This is a genomic window from Microbacterium sp. SLBN-154 (genome assembly GCF_006715565.1).
GTDB lineage: Bacteria > Actinomycetota > Actinomycetes > Actinomycetales > Microbacteriaceae > Microbacterium.
In genome coordinates, this window is the sequence record NZ_VFNL01000001.1 from 746,944 (window position 1) to 770,330 (window position 23,387).

The following is a 23,387-nucleotide window of genomic DNA, read 5'->3' on the forward strand; positions in this document are numbered from 1 at the left end:
CGGCGGCCGTCAGGTCTCGCTGGTGCGCGTGAACGTGACGTGGACCACGCCGCTGGAGGACACCTCCGACGCCACCTCGTAATCGCGGTCGAGGCCGCGCAGCTCGTCCCAGAGGCGAATGCCCTTGTCGAGGATGATCGGGGCGATGCCGACGTGCAGCACGTCCACGAGCCCGGCGCGGAGGTACTCGCGGGCCATCGTCGGTCCGCCGCCGATGCGGACGTCCCGGTCGCCCGCCGCCTCGCGGGCCAGGGCCAGAGCCTCGGTCGGCGAAGCTTCGATGAAGGTGAACGTGGTGCCGCCCTGCATCTGCAGGGGTGGGCGAGGAGTGTGGGTGAGGACGAACACGGGGGTGTGGAAGGGCGGGTCCTCGCCCCACCAGCCGCGCCAGTCCGGGTCGTCCGGGTGGGCGTGTAGGCCGAACTTGCCGGCGCCCATGATCTCGGCGCCGATGCCGTCGAAGTAGCCGCGGGCGTAGGCGTCATCGAGTCCGGACGTGCCCGCGCCGCTGGTGTCGTGGAGCACCTGCTCGCGGAAGGTGCGGGTCTGGGTGTAGGCCTCGACGAGCCGGCCCCAGTCTTCGCCGAACGGGTTGTCGGGGGTCTGGTCGGCCGTGGCGGCGATGCCGTCGAGGGAGATGTTGAGGTCCATGCGAACGAGACTCATGCGCCGACCCTGACACGGCCGGGGCGCCGTCTCAAGGGGAGCGCCGGGCGTGCGGCCGTGGTCGGGGCTGCATGAGATCGAGGTGGCGGAGGTGGTCGCGTTTTGTCGCTGGGCCCGACAATTTGTGCCACTTCGATGCGGTGGGGGTGATCGAGGTGGCGGAGATGGTCGCCGTGCGGCGCTGAACCCGACCATTTGTGCCACTTCGATCACCTCGACGGGCGGTCGTGACGGGTAGATGCGCGGCGCCGCGCCCCGCCTCACCCGGCGAAGCGCGTGCGAAGCTCGGCCTTGCGCACCTTCCCCGACGCGGTGCGGGGGAGCTCGTCGACCACGACGACGTTCTTCGGGATCTTGTACCGCGCGATCCGTCCCTCGAGGTGGGCGCGGACGTCATCGGGCGACACCTCCGTTTCGGGTGCCACGGTGACGATCGCCCACGGCACCTCGCCCCAGCGCTCGTCGGGCACCCCGATCACGGCGACCCCCGTCACGCCGGCGACGTCACTGATGAGGTTCTCGACCTCGGCGGGGTAGATGTTCTCACCGCCCGAGATGATCATGTCCTTCAGCCGGTCGGCGATGAAGAGGTACCCGTCGGTGTCGAGGTACCCCAGGTCGCCTGAGCGGAACCAGCCGTCGGCGGTGAACGCCGCGGCCGTGGCATCCGGCAGGTTCAGGTATCCCGCGAAGACGTTCGGTCCTGAGATCTCGATCTCTCCCACGGTGCCGCGGGGCACCATCGCACCCGACTCGTCGGCGATCCGCACCTCGGTGAAGAAGTGCGGCAGCCCCACGCTTCCCTGCTTCTCGCGCGTCTTCTCGGGCGAGAGCGAGGTCGCCCCCGGCGAGGTCTCGGTCATGCCGTACCCCTGCGAGAACGACATCCCCCGCTCCTCGTAGGCATTGAGGATGCGGGTGGGCACCGCCGATCCGCCGCACGTGAGCTTCCGCAGGCTCGACAGGTCGGTGCCGGCCCAGTCGGGATGGTCGGCCATCAGCTGATACGTGGTGGGCACACCGCTCAGCATCGTCACGCGGTGCTGTGCGATGAGGGCGAGCGCCCGGCCCGGATCGAAGCCCTTCTCGAGCACGAGCGTGCCGCCCTTGAGGAAGACCGGCAGCGCCCCCATGCCGAGCGAGGCGACGTGGAACAGCGGCGAGATCATCAGCGCGATGTCGGTGGAGACCACGTCGTAGTCGATGATGCAGTTCAGCGCCACCCACGTGAGGTTGCCGTGGGTGAGCACCGCGCCCTTGGCCTTCCCCGTCGTGCCGGAGGTGTAGACGATCGCCACCGGGTGATCGGGCGCCACGTCGTCGGGGCCCACCTTCTCGTCGGCGTGGCCGCCGGATGCGCCCCGGATGAGCAGATCCAATCCGGGATGCCGCGCGTCGCCCTCGCCGGTCGGGATGACGTCGACGATGCGGGCCTGCTCGATCCCCGGCTGGGCGCGCTCGCGGAGCGCCGGGTCGACGATCACCACACGCGCTCCCGAATCGGTCAGCACATGGGCGACCTCGGGCGGGGCGAGCCGGGTGTTGACCGGCACGAACACGGCACCCAGCTGCGCCGCGGCGAACATCACCTCGAGGAACTCGGGGCAGTTCTCGCCGATGTAGGCCACCGCGTCGCCGCGACCGAGCCCGTGATGGCGGAGCACCGACGAGATGCGGTCGACCTGATCGGCGAACTGCCGGTAGGTCACCTGCACGTCACCGGCGACGATCGCCACCTTGTCGGGGCTCTTCCGGCGACGCGTCGCCGCCCACGCCCCGATGCCGTGGTTGTGCATGCACTTCTCCTTCGAAGTCGGATGCCGGGACTCGCCGCCGGACGGCGCTCAGGCGTAGAAGCGGTACAGGCCCCGCGCGACGACGGCGGGCTTCTCGGCGCCGTCGATCTCGATCGTCTGGTCGACGGCGAACTGGTAGCCGCCCCGCACCTCGGTGACCTCGGCGATGACGGCGGTCATGCGCACGCGCGCGCCGACCTTCACCGGCGAGACGAAGCGCACCTTGTCGAGGCCGTAGTTGACGCGGGTGCTGACGCCGGTGACGTCGAACAACTCCGACCAGAACTTCACCGTCAGCGACAGCGAGAGGAAGCCGTGCGCGATCGGCGCGCCGAACGGGCCCTCCGCGGCGCGGGCGGGGTCGACGTGGATCCACTGGTGGTCGTCGGTGGCGTCGGCGAAGAGATTCACCCGGTCCTGGGTGACCTCGAGCCAGTCGGTGTAGCCGAGGTCGGTGCCGGCCAGGCCCGCGACGTCGTCGTAGCTGACGGTGGTGGTCATGGGATGTCTCCTTCGGTGGATGGATCAGGTGAAGGCCGAGGTGCCGGTGAGTGCGCGCCCGACGATGAGGGCGTTGATCTCGTGCGTGCCCTCGTAGGAGTACACGGCCTCGGCATCGGCGAAGAACCGCGCGACGTCGTGTGCGAGCAGGATGCCGTTGCCGCCGAGCACCTCGCGGCCGAGGGCGGCGGTCTCCCGTGCCAGGCGCGCGGTCTGCATCTTCGCCAGCGCCGAGTTCTCGTCGGCGAAGACGCCCGAGGCGTCCTGGTGGAGCGACAGCTCCACGACGAGGGAGAGGGAGGCGACGGCGTTGCCGAGCATGCGGGCGAGCTTGTCCTGCACGAGCTGGAATCCGCCGAGCGGCCGATCGAACTGGCGCCGCTCCCGCGTGTAGCGGACGGCGGCGTCGAGGACGCCGGCCTGGAGACCGGCAGCGATCCAGGCGACATCCGACCTCATGGCCCGCAGGATCCGGGCGACGTCGCGCCAGCCCTCGACCCGCTGCAGCCGATCGGGCTCACACACCCGCACACCCTCGAGCGAGATGAGGGCGTTCTGCATCGGCCGGAGCGAGACCTTGCCGGTGATCGCGGCCATGCTGACGCCGGGCGCATCGGTCGGCACGAGGAAGGCTTTCACGGCGGCGTCGGCGACATCGCGGGCGAAGACCACCAGGAGGTCGGATGCCGCGGCCCCGCCGATCCAGGTCTTCGCGCCGTCGATCACCCAGGCGTCGCCGTCCCGGCGCGCGGTGGTCGACAGGCCCCCGGCGATGTCGGAGCCGTGGTCGGGTTCGGTCAGGGCGAAGACGCCGGTGACGTCGAAGCTCCGCACGCGCGGATCGATCTCGGCCACCTGCTCGGGGGAGCCCCCGAGCGCGACGGCCGAGCGGAAGAGCCCCGACTGGGCGTTGTACAGGGTCGCGACCGACACGTCGGTGCGGGCGAGGACGTAGTTGCGGAAGCCGGAGAACATCGTCGAGCGTGTCTCGGCGGCATCCATCCCCGACGGCTGCATGAGGTCGAGCGGGATCAGTGCCTCGAGGATCGCCTCGGGCATCACCGCCCGTTCCCAGGCGTCGGCGAGGAGCGGACGCACCTCGCGCTCGAGCGTCGACTGCAGGCGCGCGAGCGCTTCTCGCGCGGCCGGGCTCAGGTGCCGCGCGGCGATCGCGTACGGGTCGAACCCGAACACCTCGTCCGCTTCGAGCGCGGGCATGTCAGCGTCCGAGGCCGAGCAGTCGCACGGCGTTGTCCTTCAGGATGCCGGGCATCACCTCGGGCTTGAGCGCCGTCTCGGCCGCGTCGCGCTGCCAGCGATCGGGGGTGAGGAGGGGGAAGTCCGACCCGAACAGCACACGCTTCTTCAAATAGGAGTTCGCTGCGCGCACCAGCGACTCGGGGAAGTACTTCGGGCTCCACCCCGACAGGTCGATCCAGGTGTTGTGCTTGTGGGTCGCCACCGACAGCGCCTCGTCCTGCCAGGGCACGGAGGGGTGGGCCATGATGATCTGCAGCTCGGGGAAGTCGGCGGCGACGGGGTCGAGGAGCATCGGGTTGGACAGGCCGAGGCGCATGCCGCGCCCGCCGGGAAGGCCCGCACCGATGCCGGTCTGGCCGGTGTGGAAGAGGGCGACGACACCGGCATCCTGCAGGATCGCGTAGAGCGGATACCAGCGCTCGTCCGACGGGTCGAACCCCTGCACGGTGGGGTGGAACTTGAAGCCGCGCACGCCCGCGTCCTCGATGAGGGTGCGCATGCGGTCGGCGGCGTCGGAGCGGTGCGGATCGACCGAGCCGAAGGGGATGAGGACGTCGTTGTGGCGGGCGGCGCCCGCGGCGACCTCGGCACTGGAGATGGGCGGATGGCCGAGCGTGTGCTCGGCGTCGACGGTGAAGACGACGGCGGCCATCGCGCGTTCGCGGTAGTAGTCCGCGACGGAGTCGAGGTCGGGGCGGGGGCCGTCGGCGGAGAAGTACCGGGATGCCGCGGCGACGAGGTCGTCGGGAAGGGAGTGGTGTCCGTGCCCGTCGACCTCGATGTGCACGTGGACGTCGACGGCGGTGATCGCGTCGACGTCGATCGCGGGCTCGTACCGGGTCATGGCTGCGTCGGAGTCATCGCGTCGTGCGGGTCACCGCTGCAGATCCTCGGGAAGCGGCGGGAATTTCTCGCCGACCGTCTGCAGGTCGCCGACGGCGTCGCCGAAGCCTTCGACCAGCGCGTCATAGGTCCAGCCGCCCTCGCGGTAGGCGGTCGCGACAGCCTCGGGGTGCGACCAGAGCTGCAGGCGGTCGCCGCCGATGCCGATCGCCTGGCCGGAGACGCCCGCGGCGGCGTCGGAGGCGAGGAAGGCGATGAGTCCGGCGACATCGTCGGAGGTGCCGAACCCGAGGTCGTGGCGGAAGAACGCGGGCATCGCCTCGCCCTTCTCCTCGGCTTCGACGGCGGCGGCGAAGTACGGCACGGTCGCCGTCATCGCGGTCGCCGCGACCGGGATGACCGCGTTCGTGGTGATGCCGGCCTTCTTCAGCTCCAGCGCCCAGGTGCGCACCATCCCGACGATGCCGGCCTTGGCGGCGGCGTAGTTGGTCTGGCCGAAGTTGCCGCGCTGACCGGTGGGGGAGCCGATGCAGATGATCCGCCCCGCGATCTCGTTCGCACGCATGTAGGTCGCCGCGGCGCGGACGCAGGTGAAGGTGCCGCGGAGGTGCACATCGATGACGGTGTCGAAGTCGTCGTCGCTCATCTTCCACAGCACGGTGTCGCGCAGCACACCGGCGTTGGTGACGAGGATGTCGAGGCGCCCGAAGGTGTCGACGGCCGTCTGGACGAGCTGCTCGGCGGTCTCGGTCGGGCCGACCCGGGCCACCACGGCGACGGCGGAGCCCCCGGCGTCGGTGATGGTCTTCACCGCCGCATCGGCGGTCGCGTCGTCGACGTCGTTGATGACGACCGAGGCGCCCTGCCGCGCGAGTTCCTGGGCATAGGCCAGGCCCAGGCCGCGGCCCGAACCGGTGACGATGGCGACTTTGCCTTCGAGTGACATGACAGCTCCTTCGGTCACCACCCATTGAATCGGACGATGATTGAAGTTGTCAACTATTCACGCGCAGGGACTGCCCTCAGGAGTCGAACCCCATCCCGACCGCGTCGAGCGTGCGCAGGAGCACGTTCCGCCGACCCTGGTTGTGGTCGGCGCGATCGAGGGACCACTTCGTGAGGGTGACGCCGAGGGCAGCCACCGGCTCGGGGGGAAAGGGGATCGGCTTGTCCTTGACCATCTTCAGCTCGGTGCGCTCGGTGGGCGTGCCGGCCAGCAGGTCGAGCATGACGTCGGCGGCGAACCGCGTGGCGCCGACCCCGAGTCCCGTGAAGCCGGCCGCGTAGGCGACGGTGCCGCCACGGGCGACCCCGTAGAAGGCGCAGAACCGCGAGCACGTGTCGATGGGGCCCGACCAGCGGTGGGAGAAGCGGAGCCCCTCGAGCTGGGGGAAGGTGGTGAAGAAGTGCGACGCCAGGGTGCGGTAGCTCGAGGCGCGCTCCTCGTAGGCGGGCCGCACCTTGCGGCCGTAGTGGTAGATCGCGTCGTATCCGCCGAAGAGGATGCGATCATCGCGTGTGAGCCGGTAGTAGTGGAACTGGTTGGCCAGGTCGGCGATGCCCTGGCGCCCCTCCCACCCGATGGCGGCCTTCTGCTGCGCGGTGAGCGGCTCGGTCATGAGGACGTAGTCGTAGACCGGCACGGTGTAGAGCCGCGTGCGGGTGAGCAGTGACGGGAAGACGTTCGTGGCGAGCGCCACCTTGGCGGCTCGGACGGCGCCGTCGGAGGTGCGGACGATCGGCCGGCTTCCCGCCTCGGAGTCGATGTCGACCACGCGGGAGTGCTCGAAGATCTCCACCCCCGCCTCGGCCGCCACCCGCGCGAGCTCGGCGGCGAGCTTCGCGGGGTGGATGAGCGCGGTCTCCTCGCGCTCCCAGGCGCCGGCGAGATAGGTGGGGGAGTCGACGAGGGCGCGGGTGGCCGCGGCATCCAGGAACCCCTTCTCCTCGGCGAGCCACTCGATCTGGTGGGGTTCGACGGCGACCGAGAGGGTGCCGGTGCGCTCGAACTCGGCGTCCATGCCGTAGCGGGCGACGGTCTCGCCGATGGCATCGAGGTTCTCGCGACCCAGTTCGTCGAGGCGGTCGATCTCGTCGGGCCAGCGGGTGGCGCCGTTGTCGTGGCCGTGGGTGAGGCTCGCCTCGCAGAAGCCGCCGTTGCGGCCGGAGGCCGCCCAGCCGACGGTGCGGGCCTCGACGACGATCACCCGCCGTGCCGGATCGCGTTCCTTGGCGCGGAGCGCCGTCCACAGCCCCGCGTAGCCGGCGCCGACCACGACGAGGTCGGCGAGGTGCGTGCCGACCAGTCGCGGATACGAGGGCGGGGTGATGTCGTCGAGCCAGAACACGCTGTGGCGGGTCGCGGCCAGCGCATGATCGATCACCGAGGCCGCGGGTGGGCGGCGTTCGAAGACGGTGGTGTGCATCGGGTCCTCCTCGAGCGTGGCGAAGGCCGCTCAGCACCACTGTGCACATCGTCGGCGGGATTCGCCAGTGCCGCGGGTCGAGTCGGGGGAGCGTGTCCGGTCAGGAGGCGAACGCGAGGCGGCGGAGAAGGGTCATGAGGGTGCGGCGCTCATCGGCGTCGAGGTCGCCGTGGACGGTCTCCTCCGCGCGGCGGGCGGTCTGCTGCGCGTCGCGGGCGAGCTCCAGGCCGGCGGCGGTGGCGACGACGGCGTTCGCGCGCCGGTCGTTGGGGTCGGCGCGGCGCTCGACCAGGCCCCGCTGCTCCAGCTGGTCGATGAGGGCCACCACCTGGCTGGGATCCAGGCGCAGGAAGTCGGCCAGCTCGCGCTGCGACGGCGGTGGGGTGGCACATGCCGCGACGAGCACGGCGTACGAGCGGGCCTTCAGATCGTGGGCGGCGAGGGCGGCGTTGCCGGCGCTCAGCGACAGGGCGTTGGCCCGGGCGAGGAGGAAGCTGAGGTCGTCGCCGAGGACGGATGCCGCGAGCCCGGTGGTCGCGGTGGCGTCGTCCTTCGTCGGCATGCCGCCGATCGTAGCGCCGAATCGTTGAGTTTCCCAACGATATGCGCCGGGTTCACCTCAGCACGAATCTCGGGCGTCCCGCGAACACCCCCACCGCGCTCTGGCCGACGAGGACGAGCAGCAGCAGACCGAGCGGCCACAGCCACGACCCCGTCGCGGAGTACAGCGCGCCGAACACGATCGGTCCGGTCGCGGCGACGAGGTAGCCGACCGACTGCGCCATTCCCGACAGCGCCGACGAGGCGACGTGGTCGCGGGCGCGCACCGCCATGAGCGTCAGCGACATGCCGAGCGACGCCCCCGACGACAGCCCGATGAGTACCACCCAGCCGGTGATGAGGTCGGGTGCGGCCATGAGCCCGATGGTGCCGACCACCGCGAGCACCGGCACGGCGGCCGGGGCCCAGCGCTCGACCCGGCCGCGCAGCAGCAGCGGCAGTACCAGGGCGCCCGCGGTGGAGAAGAGCTGGTAGAGCATCACGTCGACGCCCGCGGCGACTTCGCTGCGCCCCGTCGAGACCGAGATCGCGGCGAACCAGGTGACGCTCATGTAGAACATCGCCGACTGCAGTCCCATGTAGGCCGCGACGAGCCAGGCGACGCGGTCGCGCCAGATCCCGGTGCTCCGCCGCGGCGGCCGTGCCGTGGCATCCGCGCTCTTCCGCCGTGATGCCGCCGCCCAGCCTGCGATCGCCGGCGGGATGAGCACCCCGCCGACGAGGACCAGCGCCCACCGCCAGCCGAGCTCGCCGCCGGCGGTCGACAGGTGCGAGAGCGGCACGACGACACCCGAGGCGAGGGCGCCGAAACCGCCGAGAAGGGCGGTGTAGACCGCCATCATCAGCGGAACGCGGGCGGGGAAGTCGCGTTTGACCACCGCGGGCATGAGGACGTTCACCGCGGCGAGCGCCATGCCGATGAGGGCCGTGCCGATCCACAGCAGAGCGACGGGACCCGGGAGCGAGCGGACGACGGCGCCGGCGAGCAGCAGCACGAGTGACCCGAGGATGGCGCCGCCGAGGCCGAAGCGCCGCGCGACCTCGTGCGCGAGGGGCGAGAACAGCGCCCACGCCGCGAGTGGGACGGCGGCGAGAACACCCAGCACGGCGAGCGAGAGGCCGGTGTCGGCGCCGATCTGGTCGAGCACCGGGCCGAGTGCGGTGATCGTGGGGCGCATGTTGGCCGCCACCAGGCACACCGCGAGGACCAGGATGACGGTGCGCGCCGTCGTGCGCGATGTCCTGCGCGCCGTCGCCCGCGCCGGTGAGGTCATGAGCACCGAACCTAGCCGAGCCTCGCGTCCGGTCGACCCCGCCGCTCACTCACCGGGACCGCGAGGGTGCACTCCCTCCCCGCGAGGGTGCACTTTCTCCCGCACGAGGGTGCACTCCCGCCCCGCGAGGGTGCACGCCCCCCGGCGCTCCGTCCGTCCTGAGAGGAGGACAGTCGGTCCAGACGCGTACATCCCGTAACCGAACGTACGCGTCTCGGCCGATCGTCCGCGCGCGGAGGGGACGGGGAACGGGGTGGCCAGGAAGCCGCGAGGGTGCACTCCCGCCCCGCGAGGGTGCACTTTGTCCCGCACGAGGGTGCACTCCCTCCCCGCGAGGGTGCATGCCCTCCCCCGCGAGCCTGGGCGGGATGCGGCCACAACCGCCGGATGCCGCGGGCGCGGCGACGGCTCAGCCCGCCTGCGGAAGCGGCCAGCCGGTGTAGGCCTCTGCCAGGTAGGACTTCCCCGCCTCCGACTCCACGACCGAGCGCAGTTCGCCGATCTGCCGCCGCCGGTCGAAGTCGGTGGCGTCGGGTGCGACATGGAGCATGCTCGTCATCCACCACGAGAAGTGCTGAGCCTTCCAGATGCGGGCGAGCGCGGTCTCGGGGAACGCTTCGATGAGCCGGGTGTCGTTCTCGAGCAGCAGGGCGCGCAGCGCCCGTTCGAGAACGATCACGTCGGCGATCGCGAGGTTCATGCCCTTCGCGCCGGTGGGCGGCACGGTGTGGGCGGCGTCGCCGATGAGGGCCACCCGGCCGCGCAGCAGCTCGTGGGCGACGAAGCTGCGGAACCGCAGCACGTCGCGCTGGAAGATCGGACCCTGGTTCAGGGTCGTCCCGGGCACGCGCACCTGCAGCTCGTGCCAGAGTTGCTCCTCGCTGTAGGAGGCGGGATCGACCTCGGGGTCGCACTGGAAGTACATCCGCTGCACGGTGGCGTTCCGCTGGCTGATCAGGGCGAAGCCGTCAGGGGAGTTGGAGTAGATCAGCTCCTCCGAGCTCGGCGGCGCCTCGCAGAGGATCCCGAACCACGCGAACGGGTACTCGCGGAAGTAGCCGCCGGTCGCCGACCCCGTGACGGCGGGGCGCACCACGCTGCGGGAGCCGTCGGAGCCCACCACGAAGTCGGCTTCGATCTCGAGCGGCTGACCGTCGGCGTCGACGGCGATGACCCGCGGATGATCCGTCTCGGCGTCTTCGACCCGCTCGGCCGTGACGCCGAGGCGCAGGTCCTGCCCCTCGGCGAGGCGCACCGCGACGAGGTCTCTCAGCACCTCGTGCTGCGGGTACAGCCAGACCGCGCGGCCGGTCGACGACGGGAAGTCGATGCGGTGCCCCTCGCCCTCGAAGCGCAGCTCGATTCCGTCGTGGCGGTTGCCGACCGTGCGCACCCGCGAGGACGCGCCGCTGGACTCGAGGATGTCGACGGTCCCCTGCTCGAGGATCCCTGCCCGGATCGTCGTCTCGATCTCCTCGCGGGTGCGCTGGTCGATGACGACCGACTCGATGCCGGCCTTGGCGAGCAGGTGCGACAGCAGCAGGCCGGCGGGCCCGGCGCCCACGATCGCGACGCGGGTGCGGATGCGGGTCATGACGTCTCCTTCGACGGATGTCGGTGCACGGCGACGGATGTCGGTGCGCGGCGTTTTGGCGCCCGTGCGACCAGTGTGCCGGGCGGCGCCCGCGCGGCATCCGGCATCTCCCGTTCAATGAGAACTGGATCGCAACGCGCGCTCGACTCCCGCCGCCGCCGAGCGCAGCTCGTCGAGCGCCCCGGCGGTCGGCGCGTCGCGGGGGAGGACGACCGAGAGCGCCGCGACGACCGGTCCTGTCCGGCCCTCGCGGATCGGCACCGCCACGCCCGTCGACACCGCCTCGACCGTGCCGGCGGCGACGACGAAGCGCTCGCGGCGGATCCGGGCGAGAAGGCGCCGGAGCTCCGCGGCACGCGTCACCGTCTCGGGAGCGAGGGCGGTCAGACGGCTCGACAGCACGTGCTCCTGCACCGCCTGATCGGCGAAGGCGAGGAGCACCAGTCCCGATGAGGAGGCGTGCAGCGGGAGCCGCCCCGCGACGCGGGTGATGTTCGCTCCCGCCTGCGGGTGGCTGAGGCGCTCGAGGAACAGCGCCTCGCCCTGCTCCAGCACGGCGAGCTGGGTGTGCTCGCGCACCCGGGCCTGCACCCTCTCCATGTACGGGAGGGCGGCTTGGCGCAGGCGCAGGGCGAGCGACCCGCGTTCGGCGAGTTCCCACAGCCGCAGGCCCAGGCGCACCCGATGGTCCTCGTCGCGCTCGAGCAGCCCGGCGGCGACCAGGTCGCCGACGAGGCGGTGCGCGGTCGAGGGCGGAAGGCCCGCGCGGCGCCCGATCTCGGACGCCGTCTGCAGTGTGCGATCGGCGTCGAAGGTCTCGAGCACCCGCACCAGGCGGTCCAGACCCGAGTCGCCGGAGGGCGAGTTGGCCATGGTGACACCATCTCACGGGCGCACACCCTCCACGGCGGACATCCTCACACCAGGTGGTCGTCGGCGGTGAGCTGCCGGATGCCGTCGTCGTGGAGGACGAACTGCGCCCGGAGGCCCACGCCTTCCGCGCCGCACTCGACCGCCATCGCCCCCGCCCACGCGCGTTCATCGTCAGTGAACTCGCGCGGCCCGCGTCGCTCCCACACGATCACCGCCTGGGCCGCGTCGATCGCCGCGATCAGACCACCGATCCAGACCGCCAGGATCTCGGCGCACGGCAGGAGGCCGAGGTCGTCGATCTCGTCGAGCCGGAACGGGTCGAGCGGGTAGTCGTCGCAGGGCATGATCGGACCCGTCAGACGCCCATCGGCATCCAGGAACAGCAGCCACATCTGCCGGGGGTTCAGCGCCCGGTCGAGCAGCAGTTCGAGCACCTCCTCCAGATCGCTGTCGTGGCGGAGCACGCGGTCGTGGTCGAGGCGGGGATCCATCGTCGTCATGCCCCCACGCTGGCCGAGCGCGCGGTGCCCTCGAGGCCCGCCGGCGCATCTGGGGACAGCTCGCCTCGCCGGGGCGCCTGTGCAGGAGTGGTTGCGGGGACCGTAGTGTCGGATGGGTGCGCGAAGATGCCGAACAGCGGGACGACCGAGCCCCCTCGGGGGAGGGTCTGCTCGATCGCGCGCTGCGCGTTCTCGGTGCGTTCACGGAGGATGAGCCGGCGCTCACGGCCGCAGAGCTCGGCGCCCGCGCGACCCTGTCGTCCTCGACCCTGCACCGGCTGCTCGCCCGCCTCGTCGATCAGGGCCTCCTCGTGCGGCTTCCCGACCGTCGCTACGCGATCGGGCCCCGGCTGTGGGAGCTCGGCGAACTCTCGCCCCTCGCCCTGAGGCTCCGTGAGACCGCGCTTCCGCACATGCTGCGCCTCTACGAGGCCACCGGCGAGAACGTGCACCTCGCCGTGCTCGACGGCCCCAGCCCCGAGGGCTCGGCGGCGCTCTTCGTCGGCCGGGTCACCGGGCGCCATTCGATCCCGACCCTCAGCCGCATGGGCGGCCGAGGGCCCCTGCACACCACCGGTGTCGGCAAGGCGCTGCTGATGACGAGGGATGACGCATGGCTGGCGCGCTACTTCACCGCTCCACTCGAGCGCGAGACCGTCCACTCGCTCACGGATGAGACCGCCCTGCGCGCCGACCTCTCCCGCGCTCGCGCGCGGGGTTTCGCCACGACGCGCGAGGAGATGACGCTCGGAAATGTGTCGGTCGCGGCTCCCCTGCCCCGTCTCGACGGGCTGCCGCCCGCGGCGATCGGACTCGTGGTGCACCTCGAGCGCGCTGATGAGCGGCGCCTGGGTCCGCTGGTGATCCAGACGGCGCGCGAACTGGCCGACGACCTGCGCTGAGTCCTCCCACTCACCGGGAGTCCCGACCGCTCCCGTGGCCGCTCGGTGTCACCCTGGACGCACCCGGACCCGTCGAAGGAGACCGCCGATGACACTCGCGGACCAGGCGCCCACGCCACCCGCCGCCCCCGAGTCGCTGCTCGCGACGCCGGTGCAGGTGAGCCAGGCCGAGATCACCCAGGAGATCCGCGATCTCCACGCCGAATACGACCGGCGCGAGGCCGCCGGCGAGGTGCTTCCCGCCACGATGTGGGACTTCCCGCCCTACCGCTCGAGCATCCTGCGTCATCCGACGAAGAACCCCAAGCTCGTCGACCCCGAGACGATCGAGCTGCTCTCCCCGGCCTTCGGGCAGCGTGACGTGGCCGCGATCGAGTCCGACCTCACGCTGCAGCACTCCGGTGAGCCGATGGGCGAGCGCATCACCGTCCGCGGTCGCCTGCTGGACTCATGGGGTCGTCCGATCGCCAATCAGCTGATCGAGATCTGGCAGGCCAACGCCGCCGGGCGCTACATCCACCAGCGCGACCAGCACCCCGCCCCGCTCGACCCGAACTTCACCGGCGCCGGCCGCACGGTCACCAACGACCAGGGCGAATACCTCTTCACCACCATCAAGCCCGGGCCCTACCCGTGGAAGAACCACACCAACGCCTGGCGTCCCGCGCACATCCACTTCTCGGTGTTCGGCAGCGCGTTCACGCAGCGCATCGTCACGCAGATGTACTTCCCGGGCGACCCGCTGTTCGCCCTCGACCCGATCTACAACACCATCCGCCGCCAGCGCGACCGCGATGCGCTGATCAGCATCTACGACCACGACCTCACGGTTCCCGAGTTCTCGATGGGCTACCGGTTCGACATCGTCGTGGACGGCCCCGACGCCACCTGGTTCGAGCCCGAGGAAGAGCACTGATGCCCCGCCCCACCGGTCCGAAGACCCACACCCCGTCCGCCGGCCAGACAGTCGGCCCCTTCTTCCACTACGGCGTGACCTACGACGCCATGCACCAGGTCGCGTTCCCCCATTCGCCGGGGGCGATCGTACTGTCGGGCACGGTCACCGACGGCGCGGGCGCGCCGATTCCCGACGCGCTCGTCGAGGTCTGGTCGGCCGACAGCGACGGCACCGTCTCGCGCGCCCGCGGCGCGCTCCGCCGCGACGGCCACACCTTCACCGGGTACGGCCGCTCCGGCACGACCGACGACGGCCACTACGAGTTCTGGACCCGAAACCCCGGGGCCGAGGCGGGCAAGGCCCCGTTCTTCGCGGTGATCGTCTACGCCCGGGGCCTGCCGAACAAGCTGCACACCCGCATCTACCTGCCCGACGACGAGGCGCTCCTCGCCGCCGACCCGCTGCTGGCCTCACTCGACGCCGACGAGCGCGCTACGCTCATCGCAACGCGCACCCCCGACGGACATCTGCGCCACGACATCCGGCTGCAGGGGGAGAAGGAGACCGTGTTCCTTGCCTTCCCCGACGCCCCCGCCTGACACGTCCGACGACGGCGCGATCGACGTCGGCCTGCTGAGCCCGGTCACCGTCGGTCATGACGCCGGGGTCTCGGATGCCGCCGTGCTCGACGCCCTCGTGACGGCCGAGGTCGCCCTCACCCGCGCCTACGGCCGCGTGGGCGCCGCACCCGGCGGCGCCGTCACCGAGGTCGCCTCGACCTTCGGCTGGCAGGACGGGCAGAGCGGATGCCGCGGGCACGGCGTCGCGCTCGGCGAACTCGTCACCGCGGCGGTGGCCGGGGGGAATCCCGTCATCCCGCTCGTGGGCGCACTGAAGGCCCGGGTGTCGCCGGAGGCGGCGACGTGGATCCACCGCGGGGCGACGAGCCAGGACATCCTCGACACCGCCCTCGTCCTCGTCGCCCGCGATGCGGCCGCCGAGGTCGCCGACTCCCTCGCCGCCACCTCCGTCTCCCTCGCGCACCTCGCGCGCGTGCACCGCGACGAGGTCGCCGCCGCCCGCACGCTCACCCAGCACGCCGTTCCCACGACCGTCGGCGCCCGCGCCGCCGGCTGGCTCCGCGGGGTCGACCGCGCGCGGGCGCGGCTGGACGCCGCACGCGCGGCGCTCCCCGCGCAGCTGGGCGGGGCAGCCGGCACGGCCGCGGCGTTCGCCGAGCACCTGGGATCGCCCGAGGACGCCGCCGCGCTCATCGACGCCTACGCCGCAGAGCTCGGCCTCGCGGCCCCGGCAACCCCGTGGCACACCGAGCGCTGGCCGATCACCGAGCTCGGCGACGCGCTCGTGCAGGCGATCGATGCGGTCGGAAAGATCGCCACCGACGTCGCCACCCTCAGCCGCACCGAGATCGGCGAGGTCGCCGAGGGTGCAGCCGGCGGATCCTCGGCGATGCCGCAGAAGCAGAACCCGGCAGCATCCGTCCTCATCCGGTCCGCGGCGCTTCGCGCTCCGCAGCTGGGGGCGACGCTGCACCTGGCCGCCGCGCTCGCCGCCGACGAGCGGCCCGATGGCGCGTGGCACGCCGAGTGGCCGACGCTGCGCGACCTCCTCCGCCTCGCCCTCGGCGCCGCCGCCACCGCCGCGCGGCTGGCGGGCGGCCTGCGGATCGACACCGCCGCCGTCGCGCACAACCTCGCCGCGACCGGCGGCCTCCTCGTCTCCGAGCGGCTCTCCATCGCCCTCACCCCCCCGATCGGCGCGGCACGCGTGCGCGAGATCGTCGCCGCCGCCGCACGCGGCGACGACCTCGCGGCGCTCCTGCGCGCCCTCCCCGAGCTCGACGGGACGGAGGTCGCGAACCTGCTCGATCCCGCCGCCTACACCGGCCTCGCCGGCACCTTCGTCGACCGCTCGGTCGCCGGATCCCGCGATGCCTCCGACCCCGGGAGAGACCCCCGATGACGCAACCCGCGCTGACCCTCACCGACGCCGGCGGCCCGGCGGGCGCCCCCCTCGTCGTCCTCGGCAACTCCCTCGGCACCTCGACGATCCTGTGGGAGCAGGTCGTTCCGGCCCTTCGGGCCCGGTTCCGGGTGCGCGCCTTCGACCTCCCCGGCCACGGTGCCTCTCCCGCGGCGACCGAGGCGTTCACCGTCGCCGGCCTCGCCGACGCCCTCGCCGCCGAGATCGACGAACCCTTCCACTACGCCGGAGTCTCGCTCGGGGGCGCCGTCGGGTTGGAGCTGGCCCTGCGGCATCCCTCCCTCGTCCGCTCCGCGACGATCATCGCGTCTGGTGCGAAGATCGGCACAGCCGAGGGGTGGCACGAGCGCGCCGCGCAGGTGCGGCAGCAGTCGACGTCGTCGCTCATCATCGCCTCGGCCGGGCGGTGGTTCGCCCCCGACACGATCGCGGCGAACCCCGACCTGACCGGGCGGCTCCTGCACTCCCTGCGCGATGCCGACGCCGAGAGTTACGCCCGCTGCTGCGAGGCGCTCGCCGCGCACGATATGCGTGCCCGGCTCGGCGAGATCGCCGTGCCCGTGCTGGCGGTCTGGGGCGGATACGACCAGGTCACCCCCGAGAGCCTCGCCCGCGAGATCGCCGACGGCGTCGCTCACGGCCGCGCCGCCGGCATCCCGCGCGCCGCGCACCTGCCGCCCGTCGACGACCCCGCCGCCACCGCGGCCGTGGTCGCCGACTTCATCGACGAAATCGAGAGGACACCGGATGACCCGGCCTGACGGCGAAGGACTGACCGACCAGGAGCGCTACGACCAGGGCATGACGGTGCGCCGCGAGGTGCTCTCGGACGCCCACGTCGACCGCGCGATCGCGGGGACGACCCCGCTGACGGCGGACTTCCAGGACTTCATCACCCGGGTCGCCTGGGGCGACGTCTGGTCGCGCCCGGGCCTTGATCGACGCGCCCGCTCGGTGGCGGTGCTCACCGCGCTCATCGCGCTCGGCCACCACGAAGAGCTGGCGATGCACCTGCGGGCGGCACTTCGCAACGGGCTCACCGTCGACGAGGTGCGCGAGGTCATCCTGCAGGCGGCGGTGTACTGCGGTGTGCCCGCGGCCAACACCGCGTTCCGCATCGCTGCAGAGGTCTACGCCGACGCACCATGATGTGAGCATGACCGCAGAGCCGCCGGCGACCGCCGAACCGCCGATGTCGGATGCCGCAGCCCCCGCCGACCGCGTGACGATGCGCTTCCTGGCGCTGCCGCACGATGCGGCCGCCGGCGGCCTGACGGTCGCCGCGGGAAGCGTGATGGAGTGGATCGACCAGGCCGGCTACGCCTGCGCGGTCGGCTGGAGCGGGCGCTACTGCGTCACGGCGTACGTCGGGAACGTGCAGCACACCCGCCCGATCGCGCCCGGATCGCTCGTGGCCGTGCACGCCCGCGTCGTGCACACCGGCCGGTCGAGCGTGCACGTCGCCGTGACCGTCGAAGCCGCGGACATCCGGTCGCGTCAGTACGAACCGTCGACCACGTGCATGCTCGTCTTCGTCGCCGTCGATGACGACCGCACGCCCGCGTCGGTGCCGGAGTGGACGCCGCGCACCGACGCCGACCGGGCCCTCGGGGCGATCGCGACCTCGCGCATCGCCGCCCGCGACACCATCAAGAATGCCATGCTCGGCCAGGTCTACACCGAAGACACCGCGGCGCCCCGGTCGCAGATGCGCTTCCTGGCCCCGCCGAGCGCGGTGAACTTCGGCGGCGCCGCGCACGGCGGCACGGTGATGGGCTGGATCGACGAGGCGGCGTTCGCGTGCGCGGCCGCGTGGTCGTCCGACAAGGCCGTCGCGGTGTATTCCGGCGGCATCCACTTCCTCGCGCCGGTGCGCATCGGGCACCTCGTCGAGCTCGACGCGCGTCTCATCTACACCGGCCCGCGCAGCATGCACATCGTCGTGCGGGTGCTCTCGGCCGACCCCCGGACCCCCGCCGAGAAGATCCTCACCACGCAGTGCATCATGGTCTTCGTCGACCCCGGCGACGACGGCCGCGCCCGGCCGGTTCCGCGCTGGGAGCCCCAGCTCGCCGAGGATGTGCGGCTCGTGCGCCACGCCGTGGAACTCATCCACGAGCGCGAGCGCATCGTGCCGATCCCCGCCGCGCTGACGCTGCAGGACTGACTCCTGCGCGCGGTGCCGACGACGCGCGGTGCCCGCGCCGTACGGCGGGGCGTCGCTCGCCGTCACCCACCTTCGCCCGCCTGTCGCAATCGGCGGCCCCGCACCGCACATCGTGACCAGTGACGCACGGCCGCGTGCCTTCGCTTGGCGCGCATGGCGCGAAGGACCAGCCGTTCGGGTCAGGCGAACGGTTGCGTTCGCGAGAGCGGGTCGCGCTGGCGGCGGATGCGGCGTACCATGGGTGCGTCATACGTACAGGTGTACGTATCGCGAACATTTCCCGCGAAGCAAGCGGGAAGGCAGGAGCCGGTGTGATCGACAAGACCGTGGCGGGCGTCGCAGACGCCGTCGCCGACATCCCTGACGGCGCGACCGTCATGATCGGCGGGTTCGGCCGTGCCGGTCAGCCCGTCGAGCTCATCGACGCCCTCATCGCGCAGGGCGCGACCGACCTGACGATCGTCAACAACAACGCCGGCAACGGCGATGTCGGGCTCGCGGCCCTCCTCGCCAAGCGGCGGGTGCGCAAGATCATCTGCTCGTTCCCCCGGCAGAGCGACTCGTGGGTCTTCGACGGCCTGTACCGCGACGGTGACATCGAGCTCGAGCTCGTCCCGCAGGGCAACCTCGCCGAGCGCATCCGCGCCGCCGGCGCCGGGATCGGCGCCTTCTTCTCGCCGACCGGGGTGGGCACGGAGCTCGCCGAGGGCAAGGAGGCCCGCGAGATCGATGGACGCGCCTACGTGCTGGAGTATCCGATCACGGCCGACGTCGCCCTGATCAGCGCGCTGAAGGGCGACCGGTGGGGCAACCTCGTCTTCCGCGAGACGGCCCGGAACTTCGGCCCGATCATGGCCACAGCCGCGACCCGGACGATCGCCCAGGTCGACCAGATCGTGCCGCTGGGAAGCCTCGACCCCGAGACGGTGGTGACCCCCGGCATCTTCGTCGACCGCGTCGTCGCCGTCGGCGAGCGCCCCTGGCTGAACAACGGTGCCTTCGTGGGCGGCGTCGACCTGGAAGGACGGCCCGTCCGATGAGCACCCGCATCTCGCGCGACGACCTCGCCCGCCGCATCGCCGCCGACATCCCCGAGGGCGCGTACGTCAACCTCGGCATCGGCGCCCCCACGCTCGTGGCGAACTTCCTCCCCGCCGACCTCGAGATCATCCTCCACACCGAGAACGGGCTCCTGGGCATGGGGCCGGCCCCCGAGGCCGGCGCCGTCGACCCCGACCTCATCAACGCCGGCAAGCAGGCCGTCACCGCCCTCCCGGGCGCGGCCTACTTCCACCACGCCGACTCCTTCGGCATGATGCGCGGCGGACACCTGGATGTCTGCGTGCTCGGGGCGTTCCAGGTCTCCGAGACCGGCGACCTGGCGAACTGGTCGACGGGGGCGCCCGGCGCGATCCCCGCCGTCGGCGGGGCGATGGACCTCGCCATCGGCGCGAAGGACGTCTACGTCATGACCGACCTGCTCACCAAGACCGGGGAGTCCAAGCTCGTCACGGCCTGCACCTACCCGCTGACCGGCGTCGGCTGCGTCACCCGGGTGTACACCGACCACGCGATCTTCGACGTGACCCCGGGCGGCTTCACAGTGCGGGAGGCCTTCGGTGACAACACCGTCGCCTCGCTCGAAGAACTCACGGGCCTGCGCCTGGCCCGGACGGAAGGAGCCTGACATGCCCGCCACCTACGTCTACGACGCCGTCCGCACCCCGTTCGGCCGCGCCGGCGGCGCGCTCTCGGGCGTTCGACCCGACGACCTGGCCGCGGTCGCCATGAAGGCCGTCGTCGAGCGCACGGGCCTCGACCCCGCCCGTATCGACGACGTCATCTTCGGTGATGCCAACCAGGCCGGTGAGGACAACCGCAATGTCGCGCGGTTCGGCGCGCTCCTCGCAGGGTTTCCCACCACGGTGCCGGGGGTGACCGTCAACCGCCTCTGCGGATCGAGCATGGAGGCCGTCATCCAGGGCTCCCGCGCAATCGAGGCCGGCGACGCCGATGTGATCCTCGCCGGGGGTGTGGAGTCGATGAGCCGCGCCCCGTTCGTCGTGGAGAAGTCGCCGAAGCCGTGGCCTGCCACCGGCAACCAGACGATGTGGAACACCTCGATCGGCTGGCGTATGACGAACAGGGCGCTGCCGAAGGAGTGGACGATCTCCAACGGCGAGTCCGCAGAGAAGCTCGCGTCGATCTACGACATCTCCCGAGAAGAACAGGATGCCTTCGCCCTCCGCAGTCACGAGCGTGCCGCCCAGGCGTGGGCGGACGGCGTGTTCGACGGTGAGATCACCCAGGTTCCCGGCGCGGAGCTCGCCCGCGACGAGGGCATCCGCGCCGACACGACGCTCGAGAAGCTCGCAGGCCTGCGCGCGCTCTTCGCCGCCGACGGCACCGTGACCGCCGGCAACTCGTCGTCGATCAACGACGGCGCCGCGGCGATCCTTCTCGGCGCCGAGGGGGCGCTGGAGGGCGAGCCGCTGGCGCGGATCACCGGTCGGGCCGCCTTCGGCAACGACCCCGACGTCTTCGGGGTCGCCCCCGTGGAGGCGGCGAACCGGGCCCTGGCCCGTGCGGGCCGAACCTGGGCCGACGTCGACGTCATGGAGCTGAACGAGGCGTTCGCGTCGCAGAGCCTCGCGTGCCTGAAGCTGTGGACCGAGCTCGACCCCGAGAAGGCGAACTCCCACGGCGGCGCGATCGCGATCGGTCACCCGCTCGGCGCCTCCGGCGCGCGCGTCATCGGCCGCGCAGCGCACGAGCTCGCCCGGCGCGGCTCGGGCGTCGCCGTCGCGGCGCTCTGCATCGGCGTCGGTCAGGGGCTCGCGGTGGTCCTCGAGCGGTGAGCGCCGATCCCGAACCGCCGAGCGAGTTCGTCCAATCCCTGGCGCGCGGGCTCGGGGTGATCCGCGCGTTCGATGCCGAGCATCCGTCGCTCACCCTCAGCGAGGTCGCGCGCCGCACCGATCTCACCCGCGCCGCGGCGCGGCGGTTCCTGCACACCCTGCAGACCCTCGGCTACGTCCGCAGCGACGGTCGAGCGTTCGCGCTGACGCCGAAGGTGCTCGAGCTCGGCTTCAGCTACCTGTCCGCGCTGTCGCTGCCCGAGGTCGTGCAACCCCACCTCGAGCCGCTTTCGCGCGAGGTCGACGAGAGCGTCTCGGCGGCGGTCCTCGCCGGTGCCGAGGTCGTGTACGTCGCCCGTGTGCCCACGCGCCGCATCATGAGCGTTCGCATCACGATCGGTACGCGGTTCCCCGCCTACGCCACCTCGATGGGGCGGGTGCTGCTGGCCGCCCTGCCGGACGCGGCGGTCGCCGACATCCTCGCCCTCCTCCCTCCCGAGCACCTCACCGACCGCACCCTCACCGATCCCGATGCGCTCGCCGCCGAGCTCGCCCGTGTGCGCACGCAGGGGTGGTCGCTCGTCGACGGCGAGCTCGAGCCCGGCCTGCGCTCGGTCGCCGCGCCGATCCGCGATCGCACGGGCACCGTCGTGGCCGCCGTCAACATCTCCACCAGCGCCACGCGCGACACCGTCGACCGGGTGCGCGAGACCTACCTCCCCGCGCTCCTGTCGACGACCCGCGCGATCGAGGCGGACCTGCGGCTGGTGTGACGGGGCGGGCGTTTCGTCTCGCTGCGCTCGCTCAACGACCGGGGCATCCGCCACCTCAATGTGGATATTTATCCTTCTTATGCGCGAAAGCGACAGATCGAGTTAGCCTGAGGATGGGCCTGTCGAGGCCTCGTGCCGGCGTCGCCGCCGCGCCGGACCATCCCGACGAAGTGAGCATCGATGCTTCTCGAACGAGACATCCTCCAGTCCATCGGCTTCCGAAACGTCCGTGAGGGCGACCGGGTGACCGGCTTCCAGATCCGCCTGCGCATGCCGTCCTACCGCGGCATGGCCGCTTCGCTCATCGACGGGATCGGCGTGCGCGTCGGCGACCTCGTCGATGTCGGTCCCGACGTCCCGCGGTGGACGCTGCAGGGCCGCACGTACACCCTCCAGGAGCTGTGGGACTCCGAGGGTGTCCGGTGGCCGCTGGAGTATGCCGCGGTGATCACCGTGCCGTTCGACGGCGGTCTTCCCGAGGGCACCCACGAGGTCTCGATCGAGCTGCGGCTGCGGATGTCGTACATCCCGGTCGAGCACCAGCCCTCGACCTACCGCGAGACCCGGCACATCACGCTGACCTCCGACCTCGACGGCGGGCCCTTCAAGTACGGCGTCTCGCTCTACAGCTTCATGCACGACTTCGGCACGGTGCTCGACCTCGAGTCGGCGCTCGCGCACGTCGCCGACGTCGGCGCCACCGGGGTCGAGATCCTCGGCGAGGGGCACATCGCGGGGTACCCCGAGCCCTCCACGGCGTGGATCGACACGTGGTTCGCCCTGCTGGAGAAATACCGGCTCGAGCCGACGAACTACGGCTCGTGGATCGACACGCGCCTGCACTCCAGCGGCGCGAACGCCCGCGACCTCACCGCAGCCGAGGGAGCGGCTATGCTCCAGCGCGACCTGCGGCTCGCCCGTCGCCTGGGGTTCGGGTTCGTCCGGCCGAAGATCGGGGTGGTCTCGAGCGACCTCGTTCCGCACCCGACGTGGACCGAGGCCGTGGAGCGGAGCCTCGACCTCGCCGCCGAGCTCGACGTGATCATCTGCCCGGAGATCCACTCGCCCACCCCCATCAAGCACGAGGTCGTCGACGACTACATCGGTCTCATCCAGCGCACCGGGACGAAGCACTTCGGGCTGCTGGTGGACACCGGCATCTTCCAGGACCGGCCGATTCCGCTCCGACCCGGCGAGCTCCCCGGTCAGCGCCCGGCCTTCCTCGACGGCATCGGGGTCGACCCCGCCGACATCGCCGGCATCGCCGAGTACGTCGTGTTCATCCAGGCGAAGTTCCACGACATCGATGAGAACCAGGTCGATCAGCAGATCCCGTGGGAGCCGGTGCTCCGCGCCCTGAAGGATGCCGGGTACAACGGCTATCTCTCCAGCGAATACGAGGGTGACCGCGCGCCGTGGCGCTCGATCGAACAGGTCCGCCGACAGCACAGCCTCATCCGGCGCATCGCCTCTAGCCTCTGAAGGACGCAT

General features: G+C 71.7%; 24 protein-coding genes. 12 read left to right on the plus strand and 12 right to left on the minus strand.

From position 1 onward, the window contains the following. Nucleotides 1-9: 9 nt before the first annotated feature. From FBY40_RS03795 to FBY40_RS03850, 12 genes are all read right to left on the minus strand, one after another. Entirely contained in the window at nucleotides 10-666 is a 657-nt protein-coding gene (locus FBY40_RS03795) for a dihydrofolate reductase family protein (protein WP_141936521.1), read from the minus strand. A 260-nt stretch (nucleotides 667-926) separates the two neighbouring features. Continuing rightward, entirely contained in the window at nucleotides 927-2,462 is a 1,536-nt protein-coding gene (locus FBY40_RS03800; RefSeq protein WP_141936523.1) for an acyl-CoA synthetase, read from the minus strand. A 48-nt stretch (nucleotides 2,463-2,510) separates the two neighbouring features. Then, entirely contained in the window at nucleotides 2,511-2,963 is a 453-nt protein-coding gene (locus tag FBY40_RS03805; RefSeq protein ID WP_141936525.1) for a MaoC family dehydratase, read from the minus strand. Nucleotides 2,964-2,987: 24 nt separating this feature from the next. After that, nucleotides 2,988-4,181 carry an acyl-CoA dehydrogenase family protein gene (locus FBY40_RS03810; protein ID WP_141936527.1) on the minus strand — a complete coding sequence of 398 codons (1,194 nt, stop codon included), beginning with the start codon at nucleotides 4,179-4,181 and terminating at the stop codon, nucleotides 2,988-2,990. A gap of 1 nt (nucleotide 4,182) precedes the next feature. After that, nucleotides 4,183-5,067 carry an amidohydrolase family protein gene (locus tag FBY40_RS03815; RefSeq protein WP_141936529.1) on the minus strand — a complete coding sequence of 295 codons (885 nt, stop codon included), beginning with the start codon at nucleotides 5,065-5,067 and terminating at the stop codon, nucleotides 4,183-4,185. A 30-nt stretch (nucleotides 5,068-5,097) separates the two neighbouring features. After that, nucleotides 5,098-6,012, minus strand: a complete 915-nt coding sequence (locus tag FBY40_RS03820; RefSeq protein WP_141936531.1) for an SDR family oxidoreductase — start codon at nucleotides 6,010-6,012, stop codon at nucleotides 5,098-5,100. Nucleotides 6,013-6,088: 76 nt separating this feature from the next. Further along, on the minus strand, nucleotides 6,089-7,492 hold the full coding sequence (locus FBY40_RS03825; protein WP_141936533.1) for an NAD(P)/FAD-dependent oxidoreductase: 1,404 nt from the start codon (nucleotides 7,490-7,492) through the stop codon (nucleotides 6,089-6,091). Between the two features lie 100 nt (nucleotides 7,493-7,592). Further along, on the minus strand, nucleotides 7,593-8,054 hold the full coding sequence (locus FBY40_RS03830) for a MarR family winged helix-turn-helix transcriptional regulator (protein ID WP_141936535.1): 462 nt from the start codon (nucleotides 8,052-8,054) through the stop codon (nucleotides 7,593-7,595). 52 nt (nucleotides 8,055-8,106) lie between these two features. After that, nucleotides 8,107-9,327, minus strand: a complete 1,221-nt coding sequence (locus FBY40_RS03835) for an MFS transporter (protein ID WP_141936537.1) — start codon at nucleotides 9,325-9,327, stop codon at nucleotides 8,107-8,109. A gap of 409 nt (nucleotides 9,328-9,736) precedes the next feature. Beyond that, nucleotides 9,737-10,921 (minus strand): 4-hydroxybenzoate 3-monooxygenase, encoded by a 1,185-nt coding sequence (locus FBY40_RS03840; RefSeq protein ID WP_141936539.1) that lies wholly within the window; start codon nucleotides 10,919-10,921, stop codon nucleotides 9,737-9,739. Nucleotides 10,922-11,035: 114 nt separating this feature from the next. Continuing rightward, on the minus strand, nucleotides 11,036-11,794 hold the full coding sequence (locus FBY40_RS03845) for an IclR family transcriptional regulator (RefSeq protein ID WP_141936541.1): 759 nt from the start codon (nucleotides 11,792-11,794) through the stop codon (nucleotides 11,036-11,038). A 44-nt stretch (nucleotides 11,795-11,838) separates the two neighbouring features. Further along, nucleotides 11,839-12,294 (minus strand): hypothetical protein, encoded by a 456-nt coding sequence (locus FBY40_RS03850; protein WP_141936543.1) that lies wholly within the window; start codon nucleotides 12,292-12,294, stop codon nucleotides 11,839-11,841. Between the two features lie 116 nt (nucleotides 12,295-12,410). Here FBY40_RS03850 and FBY40_RS03855 point away from each other — a divergent pair, with 116 nt between their 5' ends. The 12 genes from FBY40_RS03855 (at nucleotide 12,411) to FBY40_RS03910 (ending at nucleotide 23,378) form a co-directional block, all read left to right on the plus strand. Next, nucleotides 12,411-13,196, plus strand: a complete 786-nt coding sequence (locus FBY40_RS03855; RefSeq protein WP_141936545.1) for an IclR family transcriptional regulator — start codon at nucleotides 12,411-12,413, stop codon at nucleotides 13,194-13,196. 88 nt (nucleotides 13,197-13,284) lie between these two features. Next, on the plus strand, nucleotides 13,285-14,112 hold the full coding sequence (gene pcaH / locus FBY40_RS03860) for a protocatechuate 3,4-dioxygenase subunit beta (protein ID WP_141936547.1): 828 nt from the start codon (nucleotides 13,285-13,287) through the stop codon (nucleotides 14,110-14,112). Continuing rightward, the gene (gene pcaG, locus FBY40_RS03865) at nucleotides 14,112-14,693 is read left to right on the plus strand and encodes a protocatechuate 3,4-dioxygenase subunit alpha (RefSeq protein WP_141936549.1); all 582 of its coding nucleotides are present in this window, start codon (nucleotides 14,112-14,114) and stop codon (nucleotides 14,691-14,693) included. Before pcaH ends, pcaG begins: the two co-directional genes overlap by 1 nt. After that, nucleotides 14,668-16,077, plus strand: coding sequence for a lyase family protein (locus FBY40_RS03870; protein ID WP_235014542.1), 1,410 nt, complete (start codon nucleotides 14,668-14,670; stop codon nucleotides 16,075-16,077). Before pcaG ends, FBY40_RS03870 begins: the two co-directional genes overlap by 26 nt. Then, complete coding sequence (locus FBY40_RS03875; protein WP_141936550.1) at nucleotides 16,074-16,859, plus strand: alpha/beta fold hydrolase; 786 nt, start codon at nucleotides 16,074-16,076, stop codon at nucleotides 16,857-16,859. Before FBY40_RS03870 ends, FBY40_RS03875 begins: the two co-directional genes overlap by 4 nt. After that, nucleotides 16,846-17,247, plus strand: coding sequence for a 4-carboxymuconolactone decarboxylase (gene pcaC / locus FBY40_RS03880; RefSeq protein ID WP_200829916.1), 402 nt, complete (start codon nucleotides 16,846-16,848; stop codon nucleotides 17,245-17,247). The genes FBY40_RS03875 and pcaC overlap by 14 nt, the downstream gene beginning before the upstream one ends. Nucleotides 17,248-17,254: 7 nt before the next feature. Next, nucleotides 17,255-18,265 carry an acyl-CoA thioesterase gene (locus FBY40_RS03885; RefSeq protein ID WP_235014546.1) on the plus strand — a complete coding sequence of 337 codons (1,011 nt, stop codon included), beginning with the start codon at nucleotides 17,255-17,257 and terminating at the stop codon, nucleotides 18,263-18,265. Nucleotides 18,266-18,576: 311 nt separating this feature from the next. Then, a complete protein-coding gene (locus FBY40_RS03890) occupies nucleotides 18,577-19,305 on the plus strand; it encodes a 3-oxoacid CoA-transferase subunit A (protein ID WP_141936552.1) in 729 nt (242 codons plus the stop codon). Next, complete coding sequence (locus tag FBY40_RS03895; protein ID WP_141936554.1) at nucleotides 19,302-19,952, plus strand: 3-oxoacid CoA-transferase subunit B; 651 nt, start codon at nucleotides 19,302-19,304, stop codon at nucleotides 19,950-19,952. The genes FBY40_RS03890 and FBY40_RS03895 overlap by 4 nt, the downstream gene beginning before the upstream one ends. A gap of 1 nt (nucleotide 19,953) precedes the next feature. Continuing rightward, nucleotides 19,954-21,123: a thiolase family protein gene (locus FBY40_RS03900; protein WP_141936556.1), complete on the plus strand. Its 1,170-nt coding sequence runs from the start codon at nucleotides 19,954-19,956 to the stop codon at nucleotides 21,121-21,123. Beyond that, nucleotides 21,120-21,896 (plus strand): IclR family transcriptional regulator domain-containing protein, encoded by a 777-nt coding sequence (locus FBY40_RS03905; RefSeq protein WP_141936558.1) that lies wholly within the window; start codon nucleotides 21,120-21,122, stop codon nucleotides 21,894-21,896. The genes FBY40_RS03900 and FBY40_RS03905 overlap by 4 nt, the downstream gene beginning before the upstream one ends. Nucleotides 21,897-22,076: 180 nt before the next feature. Then, entirely contained in the window at nucleotides 22,077-23,378 is a 1,302-nt protein-coding gene (locus FBY40_RS03910; RefSeq protein WP_141936561.1) for a C-glycoside deglycosidase beta subunit domain-containing protein, read from the plus strand. Nucleotides 23,379-23,387: the final 9 nt, after the last annotated feature.